At 60.0% G+C, this 20,668-nt stretch carries 20 protein-coding genes and 2 pseudogenes; 8 read left to right on the plus strand and 14 right to left on the minus strand.

What is annotated here, in order from left to right:
- Nucleotides 1-34: 34 nt before the first annotated feature.
- Together AB3347_RS18380 and AB3347_RS18385 are read left to right on the plus strand one after the other, a co-directional pair.
- Nucleotides 35-727 carry a PepSY domain-containing protein gene (locus AB3347_RS18380; protein WP_369093159.1) on the plus strand — a complete coding sequence of 231 codons (693 nt, stop codon included), beginning with the start codon at nucleotides 35-37 and terminating at the stop codon, nucleotides 725-727.
- On the plus strand, nucleotides 724-2,523 hold the full coding sequence (locus AB3347_RS18385) for a 2Fe-2S iron-sulfur cluster-binding protein (protein WP_369093160.1): 1,800 nt from the start codon (nucleotides 724-726) through the stop codon (nucleotides 2,521-2,523). Before AB3347_RS18380 ends, AB3347_RS18385 begins: the two co-directional genes overlap by 4 nt.
- A gap of 204 nt (nucleotides 2,524-2,727) precedes the next feature.
- On the opposite strand, the gene AB3347_RS18390 is transcribed toward AB3347_RS18385, so the two are convergent.
- The 11 genes from AB3347_RS18390 to AB3347_RS18440 form a co-directional block, all read right to left on the minus strand.
- Entirely contained in the window at nucleotides 2,728-3,291 is a 564-nt protein-coding gene (locus AB3347_RS18390) for a DUF305 domain-containing protein (RefSeq protein WP_369093161.1), read from the minus strand.
- 167 nt (nucleotides 3,292-3,458) lie between these two features.
- A complete protein-coding gene (locus AB3347_RS18395; protein WP_369093162.1) occupies nucleotides 3,459-4,055 on the minus strand; it encodes a cytochrome c in 597 nt (198 codons plus the stop codon).
- Between the two features lie 332 nt (nucleotides 4,056-4,387).
- Nucleotides 4,388-4,831, minus strand: coding sequence for a DUF4440 domain-containing protein (locus AB3347_RS18400; protein WP_369093163.1), 444 nt, complete (start codon nucleotides 4,829-4,831; stop codon nucleotides 4,388-4,390).
- A gap of 23 nt (nucleotides 4,832-4,854) precedes the next feature.
- Nucleotides 4,855-5,793, minus strand: a complete 939-nt coding sequence (locus tag AB3347_RS18405) for a copper resistance D family protein (protein WP_369093164.1) — start codon at nucleotides 5,791-5,793, stop codon at nucleotides 4,855-4,857.
- A 1-nt stretch (nucleotide 5,794) separates the two neighbouring features.
- Complete coding sequence (gene copC, locus AB3347_RS18410; RefSeq protein ID WP_369093165.1) at nucleotides 5,795-6,160, minus strand: copper homeostasis periplasmic binding protein CopC; 366 nt, start codon at nucleotides 6,158-6,160, stop codon at nucleotides 5,795-5,797.
- Between the two features lie 65 nt (nucleotides 6,161-6,225).
- The gene (locus AB3347_RS18415) at nucleotides 6,226-6,582 is read right to left on the minus strand and encodes a copper-binding protein (RefSeq protein ID WP_369093166.1); all 357 of its coding nucleotides are present in this window, start codon (nucleotides 6,580-6,582) and stop codon (nucleotides 6,226-6,228) included.
- A gap of 32 nt (nucleotides 6,583-6,614) precedes the next feature.
- Nucleotides 6,615-7,055, minus strand: coding sequence for a DUF411 domain-containing protein (locus tag AB3347_RS18420; protein WP_369093167.1), 441 nt, complete (start codon nucleotides 7,053-7,055; stop codon nucleotides 6,615-6,617).
- Nucleotides 7,056-7,095: 40 nt separating this feature from the next.
- Nucleotides 7,096-8,487, minus strand: a complete 1,392-nt coding sequence (locus tag AB3347_RS18425) for a multicopper oxidase family protein (RefSeq protein WP_369093168.1) — start codon at nucleotides 8,485-8,487, stop codon at nucleotides 7,096-7,098.
- A gap of 18 nt (nucleotides 8,488-8,505) precedes the next feature.
- Nucleotides 8,506-9,924, minus strand: coding sequence for a TolC family protein (locus AB3347_RS18430; protein ID WP_369093169.1), 1,419 nt, complete (start codon nucleotides 9,922-9,924; stop codon nucleotides 8,506-8,508).
- 12 nt (nucleotides 9,925-9,936) lie between these two features.
- Complete coding sequence (locus AB3347_RS18435; RefSeq protein ID WP_369093170.1) at nucleotides 9,937-10,299, minus strand: hypothetical protein; 363 nt, start codon at nucleotides 10,297-10,299, stop codon at nucleotides 9,937-9,939.
- Nucleotides 10,300-10,401: 102 nt separating this feature from the next.
- Nucleotides 10,402-10,830 carry a hypothetical protein gene (locus tag AB3347_RS18440; protein ID WP_369093171.1) on the minus strand — a complete coding sequence of 143 codons (429 nt, stop codon included), beginning with the start codon at nucleotides 10,828-10,830 and terminating at the stop codon, nucleotides 10,402-10,404.
- A gap of 243 nt (nucleotides 10,831-11,073) precedes the next feature.
- Between AB3347_RS18440 and AB3347_RS18445 the strand changes: the two genes are divergently transcribed.
- From AB3347_RS18445 to AB3347_RS18470, 6 genes and pseudogenes are all read left to right on the plus strand, one after another.
- Nucleotides 11,074-11,478, plus strand: coding sequence for a DUF305 domain-containing protein (locus tag AB3347_RS18445; protein WP_369093172.1), 405 nt, complete (start codon nucleotides 11,074-11,076; stop codon nucleotides 11,476-11,478).
- 656 nt (nucleotides 11,479-12,134) lie between these two features.
- Nucleotides 12,135-12,803: a PEP-CTERM sorting domain-containing protein gene (locus AB3347_RS18450; protein WP_369093173.1), complete on the plus strand. Its 669-nt coding sequence runs from the start codon at nucleotides 12,135-12,137 to the stop codon at nucleotides 12,801-12,803.
- 29 nt (nucleotides 12,804-12,832) lie between these two features.
- Nucleotides 12,833-13,555 carry a DUF305 domain-containing protein gene (locus AB3347_RS18455; protein ID WP_369093174.1) on the plus strand — a complete coding sequence of 241 codons (723 nt, stop codon included), beginning with the start codon at nucleotides 12,833-12,835 and terminating at the stop codon, nucleotides 13,553-13,555.
- Between the two features lie 340 nt (nucleotides 13,556-13,895).
- Nucleotides 13,896-14,234 (plus strand): annotated as a pseudogene (fdx, locus tag AB3347_RS18460) (ISC system 2Fe-2S type ferredoxin).
- Between the two features lie 73 nt (nucleotides 14,235-14,307).
- A complete protein-coding gene (locus AB3347_RS18465) occupies nucleotides 14,308-16,728 on the plus strand; it encodes a heavy metal translocating P-type ATPase (RefSeq protein ID WP_369093175.1) in 2,421 nt (806 codons plus the stop codon).
- Nucleotides 16,725-16,910, plus strand: a complete 186-nt coding sequence (locus AB3347_RS18470; RefSeq protein WP_369093176.1) for a hypothetical protein — start codon at nucleotides 16,725-16,727, stop codon at nucleotides 16,908-16,910. Before AB3347_RS18465 ends, AB3347_RS18470 begins: the two co-directional genes overlap by 4 nt.
- 846 nt (nucleotides 16,911-17,756) lie before the next feature.
- Here the strand turns inward: AB3347_RS18470 and AB3347_RS18475 are convergent.
- From AB3347_RS18475 to AB3347_RS18485, 3 genes and pseudogenes are all read right to left on the minus strand, one after another.
- Nucleotides 17,757-18,464 (minus strand): hypothetical protein, encoded by a 708-nt coding sequence (locus AB3347_RS18475; protein ID WP_369093177.1) that lies wholly within the window; start codon nucleotides 18,462-18,464, stop codon nucleotides 17,757-17,759.
- A gap of 513 nt (nucleotides 18,465-18,977) precedes the next feature.
- A pseudogene (locus AB3347_RS18480) lies at nucleotides 18,978-19,559 on the minus strand (IS3 family transposase); the annotation flags it as partial.
- A 306-nt stretch (nucleotides 19,560-19,865) separates the two neighbouring features.
- The coding region (locus AB3347_RS18485; RefSeq protein WP_369093178.1) for an IS110 family transposase at nucleotides 19,866-20,668 on the minus strand (803 nt) is incomplete at its 5' end.

The raw sequence follows: 20,668 nt of genomic DNA on the forward strand, positions 1-20,668 counted from the left end.
CGGCTGAACGGGTAACTTACTTATTAGAACAACTATGCAATTAGCTTTCTGGGTGCGACGCGCCCACAAATGGATCGGACTCGTCATCGGTGTGCAGGCGCTGCTCTGGATGATCAGTGGCCTTTATATGGTCGTGGTCCCGCTGGAGGTCATCCACGGCGACCACCTGGCCCACGTCCCGACTGAGAGGCTTAACCCGTCAGCCACCCGTATCAGCCAGGCTCGCCTGCACGAGGCCTACCCGGGCCTGACCGCCGTTCGCATGAAAAGCCTGCTTGGCAAGGAGGTCTACGAGATCAAGCAGGGCAAACAAACGAGCCTGGTGGATGCCGCCAGCGGCCAGAAGATCAGCCCACTCGATCGCGATCAGATCGTTGCCCTGGCCGATGCGGCCTACGTGGGTGAGGGCAGTATCAAGGGCGTCGAATGGGTGACGAAGGCGCCCCAGGAAGTCGGATCACGGCCCGTACCGCTGTGGGCTGTCCATTACGACGAGCCAGGCCTGACGACACTGTACTTTTCCCCGCATACCGGCGACCTGGTGGCCCGGCGTCATGAACTGTGGCGCTGGTTCGACTTCCTGTGGATGTTCCACATCATGGACTACGAGGAACGCGAGAACGTGAACAACACGCTGCTGCGCACGGCGTCAATCACCGGCCTGCTGTTCGCCCTCAGCGGCGGATGGCTGCTCTTCTACAGCTTCAACCGGAGGAAGCAGGCATGAGCCATTGGATGAGACGATTGCACAAGTGGGTCGGGGTGATCCTGGCGATCCAGTTCCTGCTGTGGATGTCGAGCGGAGTCGTCATGAGCCTGCTCGACGCGAACAAGGTGCAGGGACGCGAATTCCGCATCAAGCCGCCGGCGCCGCCTGCATGGCCTCGTGATGTACTCAGCACGGACTCCGTGCTTGCGGCCAGCCGGGAAAACGTCATGGCGATTACGTCAGGCTGGCTGCTCGAGCGGCCCGTATATCGTCTCCAGAACGACAAGCGCAGCTGGCTCGTCAGCGCGGCGGACGGAAAGGCGGTGGCGGTGGACGCCAGCCTGGCAAGGGAAATCGCCCATGCGTCCTATTCTGGAAGTGGAAAAGCCGGAAGACCGCGCCTGCTGAACTTCACGCTCGAGGCTCGCGCCCACAAGGAGCCCGTCTGGCGCGTCGATTTCGACGACGCGGATGAGACCTCCGTCTATGTCTCCAGCCGGTCGGGAGCGGTGCTCGAACACAGGAACAATACCTGGCGCCTGTTCGACCTGTTCTGGATGCTCCACATCATGGACTACAGCGAGCGGACCAATTTCAACAATCCTTTGCTCGTCGGCAGTGCGATCGGTGGACTGTGGATGGCATTGACGGGTGTCTGGTTGCTGTTCGTCAGCATCCGGCTTGCGGAATTCGTCCCGAGCCGCTGGCGCCGGCGCCGTACCGTGAATCTGGTCGACGGCAGCGGCACGACGCAGCGCGCGGTCGAGGCGGTGCAGGGCGATACCGTCTTCCAGGCGCTTGCCCGCTCGGGACTGCAGCTGCCGTCGAACTGCGGCGGCGGACAAAGCTGCGGCCTGTGCGAAGTGAGATGCGTCGGCCAGGCGCCCGAACCTACGAGCGCAGACCGCGCGCTGCTGTCGCCCCGGAAGCTCGAAGCGGGATACAGGTTGGCCTGCAACCTTCCCGTGAAGCGCAGCCTCGATGTCGATATCGGAAATGCCTTGGCAATGCCGGCCGAGCGGGTCGGGGTAGTCACTAGCGTCAAACCGATCACGCCCTTCCTGCGAGAGATCACCTTAAGCCCCCAAGGCCTTGTCGATTGCCGTCCAGGTGCTTACGTACAGATCCACGTTCCTCCTTACGAGCGGGACGTTAGCCATGTGGAAGTCCCGGAGCATCATCAGGATGACTGGCGTGCGATCGGTACGCTGGGGAGCCTCGCAAATGACACGCCGGTACGCAGGTCGTACTCGGTGTCGGTGCCGGTCGATTGCGCAGGCTGGCACCTGACTTTCCTCGTTCGCTTCATGCCTGGAGAACGGCCGGGCAGGGGATCAGGCTACATGTACACCCTGAAGGTGGGGGACGAGGTTCGCTTCAGCGGCCCCTTCGGCGATTTCGCACTGAAGCCGGGATCGCGCGAGAAGGTGTTCATCGGCGGCGGCGCCGGGATGGCGCCATTGCGCGCCATGATCCATGAGCTCCTGACCAAGGGCGCGACCGAACCGCTGCACTTTTGGTACGGCGCGCGCAGCCGGCGCGATGCTCCTTATGTGGAAGAGATGCGGGCGTTCGCAGCGAAACACCCGAATTTCCATTGGCACCTAGTGCTGTCCGAGGGAAGGGCGGAGGACGGCGCGCCGGCGGGACTTGTACACGAAGCCGCGCTGGAGGGATTGCGCACGCACCCGGACATCGCATCGCTCGAGTTCTACGTCTGCGGCCCTCCGGCGATGCTGTTGGCCTCACGTGAGATGCTGGGATCTCTTGGCGTTCAGGATGCCGATATCGCGTATGACGATTTCAAGATATGACGACCTGAGAGCAGCCCCTGTCGTGAGGGAAGCAAGTGGGGGATGTCGGGATGTTCGATCCGCTTATTCGATGGTAGTTTGCTCGCTTGCCTGATCGGTGGTCGATCTGGGCAAGCGAGCAGGCACGGGCGTTCCTGCGAAGCCAAGTCATCGGACACTAGTGCGTGTTTGCTGTCCCTCCGGACCTGCAGGATCGCCAGCGTCCTATTGCACATCCTCCCTGATTTGTCGCTCCATCTCGGGCGTCAGCTCAGTGGAGCGGGCGGGCAGCGCGGTGTTGCCGCGTGTTCCCTTACTCTCGATATCCTGGATGAGCGCTTTCATTTCAGCGATCTCCCTGACCTGGGAAGCAATGATGCCGTCCGCCAGCTTGCGCACGCGGGGGTCGCTGATACTCGCCTTGCGCGCGTTGTTGATGGCAATCGAATGGTGGGGAATCATCGACTTCATGAACTTCACATCATCGATGAAAACCTGGCCCCGATTCGCAGCAAGCAATGCAATGCCTGCGACAGCCGCCACTATCAGGACCGTAAGCTTGGTGCGCGCGCCTTTGTACATCGACCACATAAAACCCAGCATCACGACGGTCATGACACAGCCCATCACCAGGGAAGCGACCAGCCGGTTGACGGCGAAGAAGACATGATCGAACACGTACACCAGCTGATACATCAGGAAGAACATGATGACCACCGAGGTGACGATCATCGCCGCGAATTTTCCCCAACCCATCCCCATTTTCATGTCATGACCTTGCTTTTCCATGAAGCCTCCTGATGTCGATGTGATTCCTGATTTACCGTCTTCCTGGCCGCCCGGGCCGTTCGTCTTGGTGCCGGTGCTGCGCAGGCCAGGCTACGTGGGCGCTGTCATACCAGAGAAGGGCTGCCCCCGCGGTGCCGCATCGTTCAATGCGCGTGTCCGCCTTCGCTCTATTCCTTCGGCCCATGTCCGGCACTTTGCATCGCCGAACCATCGCCCTGCCGGACGCTCGACGCGCCCCCATGCGAATGCCCACCGCTTTGCTCGACAAGCTTGCGGTACGCAACCTGGTCCATCGATGGCAGCTTCTGCAAGAAGGCCACCAGACTCCAGATATCGCGGTCCTGCATGCTTTTGCCCCACGCCGGCATGCCGGACGCTTTGATACCATGCTTGATCGTCCAGAAAGCAGCGGCCGGCTCGACGGCATGGCTCGCCAGGTTGGGTGGCGACGGATACAGGCCTCGGCTGAGTTCTGTAGGCCCTTTTCCTGGTGCTTGGTGGCACTGTGCGCACATCGCCTCATAATTGCCCGCCCCCTTGGTGACGAGCTCCTGCTCTCCGAGTGGCGGCACCTTAATGTCATCGACACGGGTGCTGATTGAACGATCGCGGGCAAACTCGATCATGGAAAGCACTGGCTTGGAGTGGTCCACGTCTGCCGCAAAACTGTAGATACCCGACCCTAGCACCGCGGCAGCGGCAACGACCAGAACCGCAACTGTGGCAAGGACAATCGTCAAAATCTGCTTACCGGAAGCTTTCATTCCTTTCTCCTATGCGATTTCCATGGAGGTCGCACCAACAGTGGGCAAGCCCAGTCGTCCTTAGAGTCGTATCTGACCGTATCGACGTCGTGGATTGCCCTCAGGCCGCCGGGTCGTGTTCACTTTCCGGACAGTATCCGCTACCGTTCGAAGCATGGGCGCGCTGTTCGGAAAACAGGCATGGGTTCCGGACACTGCACATCGTGGCGACACTGGCAACCTTAACAGAACTGCTATGCTTCCGCCGTACCGTTCGGGAATGGCTTCGTGCGTGTTGCGCAGGGGATGTACGGTACTGGGCGTGGCGATGGTGGTAACCACGCCAGAATGGCTTACTTGGCCTTCCTCGACGACCAATGCACGTGAACGATGGACCATGTATCGCCTTTCTTTTCAAGGACAGCCGTGCCGGTTCCAAAAACGTGCACCGGTTTCCCCTTCGACGTCCCCGTGGTTTCAGTTTCCTCCCAAACGACGGCGGTGTTGCCATCGACCCGTTCGGTTTGCTTCAGCACTTTCCTGGCCGAGTTTTTGGCGAATTCCATATCGCCGCCCAGATGATGGCTGGCGTACTCATCGCGCGACCGCTCGACGTAGCCGGATTCATAGATCGCAATGTCGGGCGATAGCAGGCTGATTGCCTTCGCCTTGTCGCCACTGGTGAGGGCGTCATGGAAGGCAGCGAGCGTCTCTTTCGGTGACGCCGCCAGGCTTGCCGAGGAAACCGCGACGAGGGCAGCGCTCAGGACGAGAGCCGGGATGGTTTTGTTTTTCATTATTATTCCTCATGATGAAGTGCTCACGACGCCGTTGGCGGTGAGGTGGAACTCAGGACGGCAGCTGCGATGAGCACGGCCACCAGGATGATCGCCTCGAGCTGAAGGATCATGGCGAACTTCTCATTGGCGCCACTTTCCCGTTTTGGTTTGCGCAGTTGTACCAGCAGCTTCGGCATGACGACGAACCGGTTCAGGCCACCCAGCGCGGCTGCGCACAGCACCAGTCCGACCTTGATGAGCAGGCTCGTTCCGTATGGATTATCGAGGACGTTCTCGAAGCTTCCCAGTCCGCGCCAGGCGCTCAGGACACCCGTGATGAAGATGCCGACCAGGGCGACAGTGGCCGATGTCGACAGCGATGTGATGAAGCGGGCGCATTCGCCGCGGTTCTTTGACTCCCATTCAGGCTGGGAGCGGAGCGTGACCAGTCCGGCGACGATGACTTCGCCTACCCAGAGGCTGACCAGGACAAGGTGGACCCAGTCGACCAGCACAGCCCAGGTGAAGTCACCTGCAGCGCCGGCGTGGCTCACCATACTGCGGGCATAGAGCAGTACGCCGAGCGCGGCCGCACGGATCAGCGGCGCTACGGCACTCGGCCGAACACCGTTGCGTATGCGGAGGGTGAGGGCGGCGACGAGCAGGGCTGCCGCGCCGATCATCCAGGCGAGTCCGTAATGTGTGGCGGTGATGACGGACCGTACTGCAGGGAAGGCCTCGCTTACCGGAACCTCCGCCATCGATGCCGCTTCGAGCCACAGCCCCGCGACATACGCCATCGCTGCCGCCGCGACTGCAGAGAGCATGACCTTGCGCAGGCGCGGAACCAGACCGATTCCCCATGTCGATCGCGCCCTGCGCAGCCAGATATGGGCTGCACTTGCTCCAACGAGTATGGCGATTGACAGGTTCAGGACAACCGTGGCGAACCGCTGAGCCAATGCGAGGTCAGCCTCCACGTCACTTTACCCGGAAGTCGAACTGGCCTTTGACCTTGTGGCCGTCCCGAGTGACCGTAGACCATTGGACACGCCAAGCTCCGGAATGCAGAGTCGGAATTGTCGCCACAAGCACTTTGGGATTTGCATCGTCAAGCGCGGTCTTGCTTGGCTCGACAACAGCACCTTTCTCGTCGATCAGTTTGACCTTGCTGAACGGCAGCTCGAGCTGCTCGCTGAACTGGAGGCGCACCTGCGAAGGCGCCGGACTCACGGTTGCATTGGCCAGTGGCGCAGACGACTCGAGTTTGGCGTGTGCGGACGCGGCGGAAGTGGCCACCAGTCCGAGAACTGCGACGGCTGCAGCAAAGAAGGATTTGGTTTTCATGCTGGTCTCCTCGGAGCTCAAATAACGCGATCAGGCGTTATCGAGCCCCGGTTTATCGATGCTGGTTACTGGGCAGCCTGGAGCTGGACGATCGTGACTGCACCGTTAACGCGGTCGGCTGCAAACTTGACCTTGTCGCCCGCCTTCACCTGGTCAAGCATCGCCGGATCCTTGACGCGGAATACCATGGTCATCGCCGACATGTTGAGATTTTTGAGTTCGCCATGGCGCAGCGTGACCTTGCCGGCCTCCTTGTCGATCTTCTTGACTTCGCCATCGGTGAGTTCAGCGGTCGCCGGCGCTGCATGCCCAGCATGTGCGTCGTGAGCGCCATGGCCACCATGCGCGCCGTTCTGGGCAGCGGCCACGGAAGCTGCGGCGGCCAGGGTGATAGCGAGAGTGAATTTCGAGAAAGCATTCATGTTCATTCCTTTCAGTGGTGAAGAAAATGAGTTCAGTTGTAGTGTTTGAAAACCTGGGTCTTGCCATTAGCCTGCACCAGCAGGACGTCGAACGGGTCCTTGCGCGGGCCTTCCATGCCGGGGGAGCCGAGCGGCATGGCCGGCACAGCCAGTCCCTTTGCCTTCGGCTTTTCGGCCAGCAACCGCCTGACGTCGCTCGCCGGCACGTGTCCTTCGATCGCATAGCCTTGCACCATCGCGGTATGGCACGAGCCCAGCTCGTTGGGGATGCCACCCCGTTCGCGGTAGTCCGACGGGTTGGCGACGTTCGACACCTTGGGAGCAAAGCCATTGGCCTTCAGGTGATCCACCCACGCCGCGCAGCAGCCGCAGGATTCGCTCTTGAAGACCTCGATGACCGGGGCGGCCGCCATCGCGAACATGGGTGCGCACAACGCAGTGGCGAGCACGGCCTGACGTAAGAATCGGTTCATGAGACACTCCTTTCGTACTCTGGTTGAGGTCGTACTTTAGTTAGTGATGGCCCTGGTGGCTAGTCGGCTTACGAACGGTTACCTCGATGTCCGCAGGCTTCGCAGCCGGCATCGCCTGGCCACCGGCGCTCTGGCTGCGCACCGCAGCCGGAGGCTCGCCTTTCCACTCGTAGGCGACGGAGCCGGCAGGATGCTTGTACCAGCCCGGATCCTTGTAGTCGCCCGGCTTCTGGTCCTTGCGTACCTTCAGCACGGTGAACATGCCGCCCATTTCGACGCCACCGAACGGGCCCTGGCCGGTCATCATCGGCAGGGTGTTTTCCGGGAGCGGCATCTCCATGTCGCCCATCGAGCCCCCTTTCTCGCCCATGACCATGTAATCGGGCACGAGCTTCGTGATCTTCTCGGCGACGCCACGGTGGTCCACGCCGATCAGGGTCGGGACGTCGTGGCCCATCGCATTCATGGTGTGGTGCGACTTGTGGCAGTGGAAGGCCCAGTCGCCAGGCTCGTCCGCGATGAACTCGATGGCGCGCATCTGGCCCACGGCGATGTCGGTCGTGACTTCCGGCCAGCGCGACTCCGGACGGGTCCAGCCGCCATCGGTGCCCGTAACCTCGAACTCATGCCCGTGCAGGTGGATCGGATGGTTGGTCATCGTCAGGTTGCCGGCGCGGATGCGCACGCGGTCACCCTGGCGCACGTTCATGGTGTCGATGCCCGGGAACACGCGGCTGTTAAAGGTCCAGATATTAAAGTCGAGCATCTCGTTGACGCGCGGCGTGTAGCTGCCCGGCTCGATGTCGTAGGCGTTCAGCAGGAACACGAAATCGCGGTCGACCTTGTTATGGGCGGGGTTCTTCGGGTGGGTGACCCAGAAGCCCATCATGCCCATTGCCATCTGCACCATCTCGTCTGCATGCGGGTGGTACATGAAGGTGCCGGGCCGGCGCGCCACGAATTCGTAGACGAAGGTCTTGCCCGGCTGGATGCCAGGCTGGTTCAGACCAGTCACGCCGTCCATGCCGTTCGGAAGGCGCTGGCCATGCCAGTGGATGCTGGTGTGCTCCGGCAGTTTGTTGGTGACAAAAATGCGCACGCGGTCACCCTCGACCACTTCGATGGTCGGGCCCGGGCTCTGACCGTTGTAGCCCCACAGGTTGGCCTTCATGCCGGGCGCGATCTCGCGCACCACGGGTTCGGCGATCAAGTGGAACTCCTTGACGCCGTTATTCATGCGCCAGGGCAGGGACCAGCCGTTCAGGGTGACCACCGGGTTGTAGGGACGGCCGTTGGGCGGCGGCGGTGGCGGCTGCGTGGCCGCGCTGGTCATGATGGGGGCTTCCGGGAGGGTGGCGGCGCCGGCGCGGCTGACAAGTCCGGCGCCGACGAGGGCGGCTGCGCCAGTGAAGAAATCTCGACGAGAACTCATTGCTGATGTAATCCTTGTTTAATGTTCCGCGGCGGCTGCGGTGGACGTGGCGGTAGAAGCCATAGAGATCGACGAGCCGCCGGTGCCGCTGATGGCGGCCTGCAGATCCGTTTCGGCGATCCAGAAATCGCGCTGGGCGTCGATGGCCGCATTCACGCCCGCGATCTGTGCGCGTGCGTCGGCCAGCAGTTCGAACACGCTCATGAGCATGCCGTTGTAGCGAAGGAGGCTCTCTTCGGAGATCTTCTTCCGCAGGGGTACCAGCTCGTCGCGGTGCTGCCTGGCTACGTCATAGGTGGTCCGGTAGGCGGAGTAGGCTTCGCGGACCTGCGACCGGGCATTGATGGCAGTGTCGGCGGTGCGGTGCACGGATTGCATGTACAGCGCCTCGGCCTTTGCCACACGTGCGCCTCCCCAGTCGAAGATCGGCAGGGCAAGCTCGATCTCGTAACCGTTCTCACGGGGCGAACCGGACTTGCTCGAGTTAACGTAGCCGGCGTCGAGCACGTTGATGACGCCGGTCGCCTTCGTCAGGCCCAGGGCGCGCGCGGTCGACTCGGTGCCGAGTTTTGCCAGGCGCACGTCGAGGCGCTGCTGCATGGCGAGCGACTCGATATTGCCCGCCTCACGCGGAGCCGCGGGCAGGACGGGCAACTTGTCCGGAAGCTGGAACGCCGTGTTCTCGCTCCACACACCCATCTGCCGCGCAAGCTGCTCGCGCGCAGCCGTCGCATTGTGGCGTGCGCGCGCCAGCTGGGTCGCGGCTTCGGCTGAGAATGCCTGTTCGCGTGCCTGGTCGAGGGCACTCAGGTTTCCGACCTTGGCCATGCGTTGCGCCAGCTCGGCACTCGCCCCGGCCGCCTCGCGGACCTGTTCCGCATAGCGCGCCGACTGCACAGCCGCGACGGCATTGAACCAGCCCTTGCGCGTGTCCGCCGCCAGCCGGACTGCTTCGGTTGCCGCAACCAGCTTGGCGCTCTCGAAGCGACGCGATTCGATATCGCGGCGGATCGGGATGGTCAACAGGCCGACGAGATCGAACATGACGCTGCGCTCGATCTCCGTCTCGCCGCCACCGGACATGCGGCTGAAGCTGAAACCGGGGTTGGCCATGCGGCCGGCCTGTACCAAGTCTGCCTCGGCGACACCCAGTTCGGTGAGCGAGGCCCGCAGGCCGCGGTTGTTGAGCAGGGCGATGCGGACGGCGCTGTCGGCGGAAAGCGGCTGTTTCAGCAGCTGGTTGAGCTCGTCCTGGATCGCCGCGCCATCGGCATTCGCCTTGGGGAGGCGAAGATCCTGGCCAGTGCGCTCGGCGGTCAAGGCTGAGACGGCATCCAGGCCGCCGTCCTTGGAAAACGTCGCGCAGCCGCTCAACGCGAGGAGCATGGCGCCTGCCGCGACGGCGCGCAGTGTGGGAATAGAAAGCTTTGTTGTCATTATGTGTTCGGCTTAATGGTGTTTGCTGTGGTCGACAGGCGCAGGATTGGCCGGTTTTCCAGGCGCCACGGGCGTTGTCGGAGCCGGCGCTGCACCATGACCGTTGTGGTTCTGCTCACTGGCAGGCGCACCATGTCCGGCGTGGCCCGGCACGCCGGCGACCGCATCGTTTGCGGCACGCCAGGATTTGTCAGGCGTCGTCTGGGCGTCTTGCGGCGCCGGCGAAGGTCTGGCAATGACCGATTCGTACACGGTCGGCGGCACGGCCACAGTGGGGTCGGCAGGGTCTGCCGACGGACGGGATTGCTGGGCCTGCGCGTAGATCGGCAGGGCCAGCACGGCGCCGATAACGGCGGCCAGAAGCTTGGAGGTCATGGGTTATCCTCGAAATCGGTGACAGGGCGTGCACAGGCACGCGCGAGTGCTCAAGAGCGATGACGACAGCGCTGGAGGACAGCGGGTCAGCTCTTCCTACGATTAAGCGGATTGGTGCCGGGGAGGGCGCTGGGGGCCGTCCTGGATGAAGCCTACGGCGAAGGCCGCAGGCGCGACGATGATGGCATTGGAGCCATCGAAAGCCGGGACAGCGAGATGCGTGGAGGGTGGCGCAACGGCGCCCAGGCAGAACGCGGAACAGGCGCTGCAGGTGGAGTGTGGTTTTTTTCCGGCCTTGGAGTCTGCCGAATCGGCATCGACCTGGGTGTCATCCGGTTGGCCTGCATGCTCGCCGCCGTGATGAGCGTGCGCATCGGCCATGTGCTCGTGGGACTGCGCGCCAACATCGATCAGGTTCTGGCTGGACTGCAGGTGAACCGGCCCGCACGACATACGGCTAGCCGCAACCGCGTGCAGCGGAAGTACGGCCAACAGTAGCCAAACCAGAAATGTCTTGATTGAGCGATTCATAGATGCCGCGAGTATAGCACGACAATTTTGGCAGGGAGCAGCCTTAAGACTGACTAAAGGCAGGCGTGGAACAGCGGCGAATGACGTGTCGAAGGCGGCCGGGCATGGCGGACTTGCAGAGATGTACAGACAGGGTGCGTTAGCGCACAGCATGTGTCATGGGACTCATTCCAGAATCGCACTGGACGTGCCGCGTTCGTTTTCCGGCGCCGCACACTGATCAATTGGTTCGAGGAGACGAGTATGAAGAAAGTACAAACCCGTATCGCTCTCATGGCCAGTGCATGTGCACTTGTCGTTGGTGTGTCAGCAAATTCCTTTGCGCAATCAGGGCAACACGCGCAGCACGGCGCCGCGTCAGGCCAGGCGGGGCAGCACCATGACATGGCTGGTCACGAAATGATGCAGTCGATGGAGGCCATGCACCAGAAGATGTCGAGCATGCAGATGACTGGTGATCACGATCACGACTTTGCCATGATGATGCGATCGCACCACCAGGCCGGCATCGACATGGCAAAAGCCCAGCTCAAGAATGGCAAGGATCCGCAGATGCAGGCAATGGCCAAGAAGGTCATTTCGGATCAGACCAAGGAAATCAAGAAGCTCGACCAGTGGCTGGCGAAGCACAAGGCGTCAAGTAAGTAAGCTGCTGCCGGGACGGCGCCGCGAGCATACGCAGCGGCGCCGCAATGATCGCTTCCTCACGCATTTCCGTCGAAATGATTTGCCGATGTGTATCGTACAACGGTACATCGAGGCTGATGCTACAGTTTTTGCATGACTGCCACCTTCCGCAAAATCGCCTGGTGTTTGCTGTGTCTGATGGTCGGGTACCATGGGTATGCGACCGCGGCTGTTACATGCCACAACTTGAAGGCGCAATTGCAGGTAGTGCAGTTCGATTCCCAGGCTGAGAAAGATGATTGCCAGGACATGCGCTCCGGCACGGCAGAAAGTAGCGACGGAAGATGTTGCAAATTGAAGTCGCTCTGCTGTTCGAACTTCGTCGTCCCCTACGCCCCCATTCCATCGTTTGCGCCGCTGAGCGCACCTTCTGCTTCTTCCGAACGGTCGCATTCCTTGCCTACCGACTTTTCCAGTTTCATTCCTCCCGTCCTCGATCCGCCTCCACGTTTTTAGCTCAGTATGCCGTTCCATCCTTGTGTCTCGCCTTCGCGTCGCACTTATCCAAACGGTGCAGGGCCGCAAGGTGTTTCAGCTTAATTACGAAGCTGCAGGTCCGCGCTTATCCGCGCGGGCACGGTGGCGTTCGCATCAACAACTGAGCAATGAGGTAGAACATGAAAAGCAATAATGCATTGCCTAAGCCGGCTCTGCTGGCAGCTCTTCTATTGTCTGTTGTGATGCCAGCACGTGCTGACATCACTATCTTCACCAATGAGGCGTCGTTCCTGTCGGCAGTGTCGGCGACCGGAACCGATCGCTTCGACGACCTGCCGGCCTCCGAACTGGAAGCCCAGCTCTCACGTACCGCAGGTGCATACGGGTATCGGATCAACGTGGGGCCAGGAGACGGCGGCTTTTTCCCAGTGATGAATGATGGCGACGTCTACCTGGCGCCGACGCTTGCTGCGGATGTCGTGCGCTTCAACACATTTTCACCTGGGGTGTTCGGCTTTGGCGGCAGCTTCTTTGCGACCGATGCTTATGGCAGTTATGTACCCGGGCGGACGATCGAGCTAACGGCAATGGATGGATCAATTATCGCGAGCTATACGCTCGATGGATCATCGCCAACGTCGTTCCTCGGATTCCTGTCGACCGCGCCCCTGACCGAGGTCTCGCTGCGCACCATAGGCGAGCAAGGAAATGTCTACTGGGCGACTGCGAACAACGTTGTCGTTGCAGTGCCGGAGCCATCGTCATACGCGATGTTCCTAGTGGGGGCAGGAATCGCAGCCTGCTCGGTACGGCGCAGGCGTCCCGCCCGCTTCACCTCGGCTAAATGAATCGTTCTGTATCGTCTAAAGGAGCAAACATGAAAACCGCAACCAAGCAGTTCAATCGTTCTTCGGGTGTCGGCAACATTGGCGCGCTCGGGCGCAAGCTCGCATTTGGCTTGAGCTTGCTCGTGCCTGCCATCGGCGTGGCCCATGCCGACGGACCGGGCAGGGGAGCAACCGCACAGTTTGAAAAGAACTACCTCGTCTTCATTATCAATCATCACTATTCCGCCCTGCGAATGACGGAACTGGCCGCCGGCACGGATCTGACCCGAGACGCGCAGGTCGTCGCTCCCCAGGAAGGCACATCGCCCACCCCAGGTTTCAACGCAACTCCGCCAAAGGCGAGCGACGACGAAATCAAGTCGATGGCGCGCATGGGGAACCGCGGGCAGCGCGAGGAGATTGCCCGCGCCCAGCGCTTCCTGAGGGAGTGGTACGGCATGCAATATCAGCCCCAGCTCACGGCTGACGGACGACGAATGATTGCCATGCTCGAGGCGACGCCGGCCGGGGCACAGTTCAACCAGGTCTTCCTGAGATCGTTCAGTAACCACCACTTGGGTGCCCTTGCACCGAGCCTGCACTGCACGGTCAAGAGCGACCTGAACCATGACGGGTTGCGGCGCTATTGCGAGAACATCGTGGTCGTTCAGAAGAACGGGATCAATGACATGCGAGAGATGCTCTGCAAGCGCTACTCGGACTGCGGCTTCGTGCCGATGACTGGCGACAAACGGAAGGACAACGAGTTCTGACCGAAGGAAGGGTTGAAGCGGCTGCAAAGCCGTTTCAACTTGGCTGGCGCGTCCCCCTACTTGTGCCTTCGTTGAGCGGAAAATTCGCTTGACCTTTCCATTATTGGAAGGCTTACAGTGGAATCGTCCACTTTCCGGAGGCATCTTATGTATGAGTCCACCCGCCGCGGGTTCCACCGTTCAGACGAACGCGTGGCCGTTATGTCCGCCACAGGCCTGCACGACTCCGCGCAGTCGAAGCAGGTAGCGAGTACGCCTCCCGATTCGGGGATGACGGCAACGGCGCAACGCTGTCTGTTCTGTCGATACCGAAGTCCAGGTACCGGAAAGGAGCCGGCACATGCCTAAAATTACCGTACTACCGCACCCGGAGTGCGCGCCTTCCGGTGCATCGATCGAAGCCGCTCCCGGCACCAGTATTTGCGACGTATTGCTGGAAAATGACGTCGACATCGAGCATGCGTGCGGCAAGGTTGGAGCTTGAACGACGTGTCACGTCATCGTAAGGGAGGGTTTTCCGTCGCTCGCGCAAGCCAGCGAAGACGAGGAAGACATGCTTGACCGGGCTTGGGGCGTAGCACACTTGTCCCGATTGTCGTGCCAGGCCATCGTTGCGGAGACGGATATTACGGTCGAGATCCCGCGGTATTCCCTGAATCACGCCAAGGAAAACGGATAGACATCACAGGCCGCGCACTGCCTGCGACAAGTGGGCCGCGCGAGAACACCTCAGTCGTTTTACTGGAGCTGCCATGAAAAATGAAGTGCATAATCACGCCGGTCACCAGCAGAAGAGTCAGGAATGTCACCACTCGCACGAGCATCATGCCGGCAACGCCGAACCCAACGCAGGCAAGGCCGGCGCATCCCAGCATCATCCGTCTGCATCGTCCGATAAGCCCTATACCGATCCGGTATGCGGCATGAGCGTTGCTGACCGGCCGGATCGATGCATCGAGCACGAAGGAGTCAGCTATTACTTCTGCAGCGTGAAATGCATGGACAAGTTTCGCGCCGCCCCCGCCAGCTATATTGAGAAGGGCGGTCCTGCTGCTATGCCGGAAGCGCTGCCAGGGACGATTTACACCTGCCCGATGCATCCGGAAATCCAGCAAGCGACACCCGGCAATTGCCCGATATGCGGAATGTCGCTGGAGCCAATGCTGCCATCGCTGGAGGATGACGAGAATCCGGAGCTGACGGACTTCCGTCGTCGTTTCCGGTGGACGCTGCCGCTGACCGTTGTCGTCGCCGTCCTGGCAATGGCAGGGCACCGGATCTTCAGCCGAGGGCTTGCCTACCAGAGCTGGATCGAGCTCGTCCTCAGCACGCCGGTGGTCCTGTGGGCCGGCTGGCCCTTCTTTATCCGCGGCGCGCAGTCGTTCAAGAACCGCAGTCCGAATATGTGGACCTTGATCAGTATCGGGGTCGCCGCAGCGTACGGATACAGCCTGGTTGCAACCCTGTTCCCGGGCATGTTTCCGTCGAATTTCGCGATGCACGGCCGTATCGGCGTCTACTACGAGGCTGCTGCCGTCATCGTTTCGCTGACCCTGCTCGGTCAGATCCTCGAACTGCGTGCACGTTCGCAGACGTCGGCGGCGATCAAATCCTTGCTCGGTCTGGCACCGAAAACGGCCAGGCGGATCCGTGCCGACGACACCGAGGAAGACGTCGAGCTTTCGCACGTCCACATCGGCGACGCGCTGCGGGTCAGGCCTGGCGAGAAGGTGCCGGTCGACGGGGTGGTCCTGGAGGGCGAAAGTGCAGTGGATGAAGCCATGCTCACTGGCGAGCCGTTGCCGGTGACGAAGCGGCCGGGCGACAAGGTGATCGGTGCGACCATCAATACGAGCGGCAGTCTTGTCATCCGCTCCGAGCGCGTGGGATCGCAGACCATGCTGTCGCAGATCGTGCAGATGGTAGCGCAGGCCCAGCGTTCGCGGGCGCCCATGCAGCGCCTGGCTGACGTGGTCGCCGGCTATTTCGTCACCATCGTCGTTGCCATTGCCTTGTTCACTCTGTTGGGCTGGGGTCTGTTCGGCCCCGAGCCCAGCTGGGTCTACGGTTTCGTGAATGCGGTAGCGGTCCTGATCATCGCCTGTCCGTGCGCGTTGGGACTCGCAACGCCGATGTCGATCATGGCCGCGACTGGCCGCGCGGCCACCCAGGGCGTGCTGTTCCGCGATGCCGCGGCGATCGAAGCGATGAGGAAGGTCGACACGATCATTGTCGACAAGACGGGTACGCTCACGGAAGGAAAGCCCGCGTTCGACCGGACGATCGCTGCGCCCGGATTCGAGGAAGAGGATGTTCTACGGATCGCCGCCAGTATCGACCAGGGGAGCGAGCATCCGCTGGCACATGCGATTGTCGCTGAGGCACGCAGGCGGAATCTGCCGCTGCACAAACCCGACACCTTTGAATCGTCCAGCGGGATCGGAGTACGCGGGACCGTGCAGGGGGAGCGGGTCGCACTGGGCAACACTGCGCTCATGGATATCGAGGAGGTTGACTGGACGCCGCTACAAAAGGCTGCGGAAGAGCTTCGCCATGTCGGTGCAAGCGTAATGTACCTGGCACTTCAAGGAAAGCTCGTGGGCCTGATCGCAGTGTCGGACCCGATCAAGGAGACGACGCCGGAAGCCTTGGTAACCCTGCGCGACGCTGGCATGAGCGTGGTGATGGCGACCGGCGATGGTGTGACCACGGCAAAGGCGGTCGCAGCGAAGCTCGGCATTTCGGACGTCTACGGCGAGGTCAAGCCCCAGGACAAGCTCGCCTTGGTCGAACGGCTGCAGCAACAGGGCAAGGTCGTCGCGATGGCCGGCGATGGCATCAACGATGCGCCGGCCCTGGCGAAGGCGGACGTCGGCATTGCGATGGGTACTGGTACTGACGTCGCGATCAATTCAGCCCATGTCACACTTGTCAAAGGCGACTTGCGTGCGATTGCGCGAACGCGACTTCTTTCGCTAGAGACAGTGCGCAACATGAGGCAAAATCTCGGTTTTGCCTTTCTTTATAACGCTATGGGAATTCCGCTGGCCGCAGGTCTGCTCTATCCGTTTACCGGACAGCTCTTATCGCCGATGATCGCTGCGCTTGCGATGAGCCTGAGTTCGGTCTCGGTGATTGGCAACGCACTACGTCTAAGGGGTAGTGGCACATGAATTTTGTCGCTACCGACGAGATGGTTGACCTGACGGTTCTCGTCGGAGTCATTTTCGGCATCCTCGCGGCGGCTTTCATCGCTTATGGCGAGGTCCAGCGACGTCGCGGGCGCAAAGGACGGACAAAAGAACGCAGTGTGCGTGGCAAAAGAAAGTATTTCAAGGCTGGCAAGAGCAGGTAGAGAGACTTGTGTCGGCGCACCACGGCGTTGAAACTCGACATTATAGAAGTAATGTCATATCCATAACTTTGCCCGTCGGGGCGACGGCATGCGGACGATTCGCTCTTGTCCGTCCTTAGATGATAATCCGTATTATCAATGAACTGTTTTTCGCTCCAGAACTCACAAAGGCCGAGGTGGTAACCATTAAAAGGTGGCAGGCAATCTAGTTGAAATTTTCGCGAGGCTCACATGGTTCCAAACTGAACACTTCGACGTTCTAATCTACGAGCTACGAATGTCCGCTTCTGGCCGTTCTCGGTCATTTAATAGAAGCCAGTCCTTCGGTCCGATACGGGACTCAATTGTCAGTCAACGCGGTCGGCGGCGTTTGACAATCCAACCAACTAGCATCAGGGCGCTGAAATAGATAGCGATGTTAGCTAACAGTGCACCGATGTATAACTTGTCTTCGATGAACGCGAGCTTCCCCTCAACGGAAATGCCTGGCTGATCATACAGATACCCGATGGGGAACCCGCCCTTTAGTGCAGGCTTATAGCAAGGATCGAAGCGTGGAGCTCCACAAAGATTTCCATGCTGGACCTGCTCCGGACCTACGCGTTCAACACTGACCCAGAGTAGTGCAAGCGTAGTCGCCGCGGCTAACGCGAGGCTAGTAAAGGTAAGTCGCGAAAGAGTTCTTTTCATCTTTCGTGCCGCCTGTTCAGTAAATTCAATCTTCTGCTAATGGCTGGCAGACGACCTACCTGGTCAGTCTGCTTGCGACCCAAAGCAGACGATTAAGATTGCTCAGCATCGAGGTTGGTTATTCTCGACGTAAGAAGGAACCTGTACGCTGTACTTCTATTCGACGTCGAGTACCACGGCCTTCAAGCTTTTACCAGACCTTTCCGGTCGCCAGGCGCCGCCGGTCACCTCGATCCGGTCCACTCCGAATCGGGCAAAGCCTTCGCATGAGAATGTGAAGACGTCAGCACCTTCCAGTGTCCGCTTGAAGCGCGCCGCCTGCCCATAGGTTGTGATCTCCTGGCGCACGCCTATCCGCTTGAAGAAGGTAGTCTCTCGTTCGAGTGTTGGTTGAAAATCCTTCTTGACATCAGCCAGGAACGCGGACTGTGCTTCCTTCGTCATCGCATCGTAAACCGGCTTCATGTCGCCTTCGATCTTAAACGTGGCACTGCTCAACCCACCATGGAAACCGACTATCGCATCGTGAGCCACGATCTTGCGCGCGCCTGCGGTGAAGACATAGTTAGCGCACGAAGACAGGCAGTAGGCCGGCACCCGAACGTCCAGGCCTTTCGCAGACGCCCACTCTCCCAGGTCGAGACCGACCTCGACGTCGCCGCCCACGCTGGTGATGACGAGACGCGAGGGTTTTTCGCCGAGACTGTCATACAAGGCGAATAGGCGTTCGTTGGCGTCCTGTTCTAGGACGCCGTCATAATGAAGCTCACCGCTGTCAATGAACACGCGGGTGGGCCCGCTGTCGGTGGTCGCCGCTCCGGCAAGACCCACGGTGAAGAGGGCAGAAAGAAGAATTTGGCGCATTGTGAAAGCAAAAGAATTAAACCTCAATATTATGTTGCCCCTGCTGCCTGAAGGCTCACCGAAAGTCACGCCGAACTGGCATGATGCGCGCTGACCCCGAAGGACCCGTGTTAAGCCTGACCAATGCTGAAATCTCGCATCCTAGGCGCACAATGCAGGGAGTCGCGCACCAAGTCCGCTTTTGACCGAATCGGAAGTTCGCAAGAGCATGTCCATCCTCGTCCGTTAAAGCAAAAATGCCACGCCTTGTGCAGCAAAGTTGCCACATGCCGTGCAGTCACCGGCTGGTCGCATCGGCCACTTGAAAGGCCCGTCTCGACCCATAGCGGACATCGCAGGTGGAATTCTAGCGGGCATATTCTTGGCAAGCGCCATCATTGAGACTGTAATTCAGTGCAACTGCATAGCCGTCTGCGGAGTACCGTGTAACCAGCAATCCGCTCGATGTGTTGTACGTTCCGCCGTTCAAGGCCTGGTAATCCCCCCATTTTTAGAGCACGCTAAAAGTAGAGGTTAAGCGGCAAGTGCCAATTTCTGTTTCGGCGTGATACCGCCGAGCGCCATGTTGGGCCGGTCGTGATTGTAGGTCCACAACCAGTTGGTAGCAAATTCCTGGATTTCCTGAAGCGTGTCGAACAGGTGATGAGCAAGCCAGTCGTAACGCACGGTCCTGTTGTAGCGCTCGACATAGGCGTTCTGTTGGGGCTGGCCAGGCTGGATGAAATCGATGCGGATTCCACGCTTTGCTGCCCAGGCCAAGGTCACTGCGCTGATGTATTCGGGGCCGTTGTCGCATCGGATGGCTTCGGGCCTGCCGCGCCATTCGATGATCCGATCGAGCGAGCGGATCACGCGCTCGGAAGGCAGCGAGAAGTCGACCTCGATCCCCAGACCTTCGCGGTTGAAGTCGTCGATTACATTGAACAGACGGATGCTGCGCCCATCGGCAAGCTGGTCGTGCATGAAGTCCATCGACCAACTCTGGTTGATCGCGGTCGGCACCGCCAGCGGCAGCGGTTTCTCGCGCACCAGACGATGACGTGGCTTGATCCGCAGATTCAGTTCGAGCTCGCGGTAGATCCTGTAGACGCGCTTGTCGTCTGATCGACTCCTAGTCAAGAATTTCGTCGACTAAAGAATTAAATTGCGAACAGTGGTCGTCTGATCGACTCCTAGTCAAGAATTTCGTCGACTAAAGAATTAAATTGCGAACAGTGGTCGTTGTCGTCTTCGTGGTCACCATGGGAGCGCCACAACATACTGCCAGACGTCGCAGGCTGTTCCTATGTGGTTCGCGCGTTTCCGTTTGAACGGCGGCGCAAAGCGCGTCTCGGAATCGGCCAAGGCGACGAACTCGATCGCAACTTATATCCCCTTTTCTCCAAGCCGTTGCGCTTGATCTCAAGCGCAACGGAACTGTTCGCCACTGCGCCACATACTCAAAAGGACAGTGGCCAACTTACGAGCCAACGCAACAACAGCCTTTCGCAATCCCATCCGAAGTTCGAGTTTCGCTCCCCATTTGCCCAAACTTGTTTCTTTCCCGTATCTTTTCAGCAGTGCCAGTGACGCCTCGTAGAGCATAGATCGCGTTTGCCGATTTCCTTGTTTGGAGATCGTGCCATTGCGGTCAACCTCGCCGGACTGATATTTTCGCGGCGTTAGCCCGAGGAACGGGCCAATGTCACTGACGTGCTTGAACCGTGATGGATCATCCACTGCTGTTCTGAAGCTCGCTGCAGTAATGACACCCACACCCGGAACGGTCATGAGTAACCGGCATACGGCGTCTTGGTTGACCTGACGTTGAATGTTTCGGTCAAGCTCACGGATTTTGGTCGTCAAGTGGCGCCATGTATCAAGGAGTATCCCAATCACCGGCTTTATGCCGTCGCGTAACGGATCGGCGTCCTGTACGCTTGTCTCAAATACCCGATTTTTCCCTGTCCCCAGGACTACCCCAAAGGTCTTCAGCAGCCCCCGAATCTGGTTATTTGTCGCCGTACGCAGACCGATGAGTTTTTCCCTTACAGTGAGCATGAGTCGCATCTGATGACACTCCAGACTCCGGACATGTGTAGGTCGATACCAACCGCTACGCACCAGCTGAGCGATACCGTAGGCGTCATTGCGATCTGTCTTGTTGAGCTGTACCGTCAATGCGGCGTGAACGTGCCGTGCGTGAATGCAGTCAATGTTGACGC

Origin of the sequence: Massilia sp. X63, assembly GCF_041023745.1 — a bacterium.
In the GTDB taxonomy this organism is placed as follows: Bacteria; Pseudomonadota; Gammaproteobacteria; order Burkholderiales; family Burkholderiaceae_D; genus Telluria.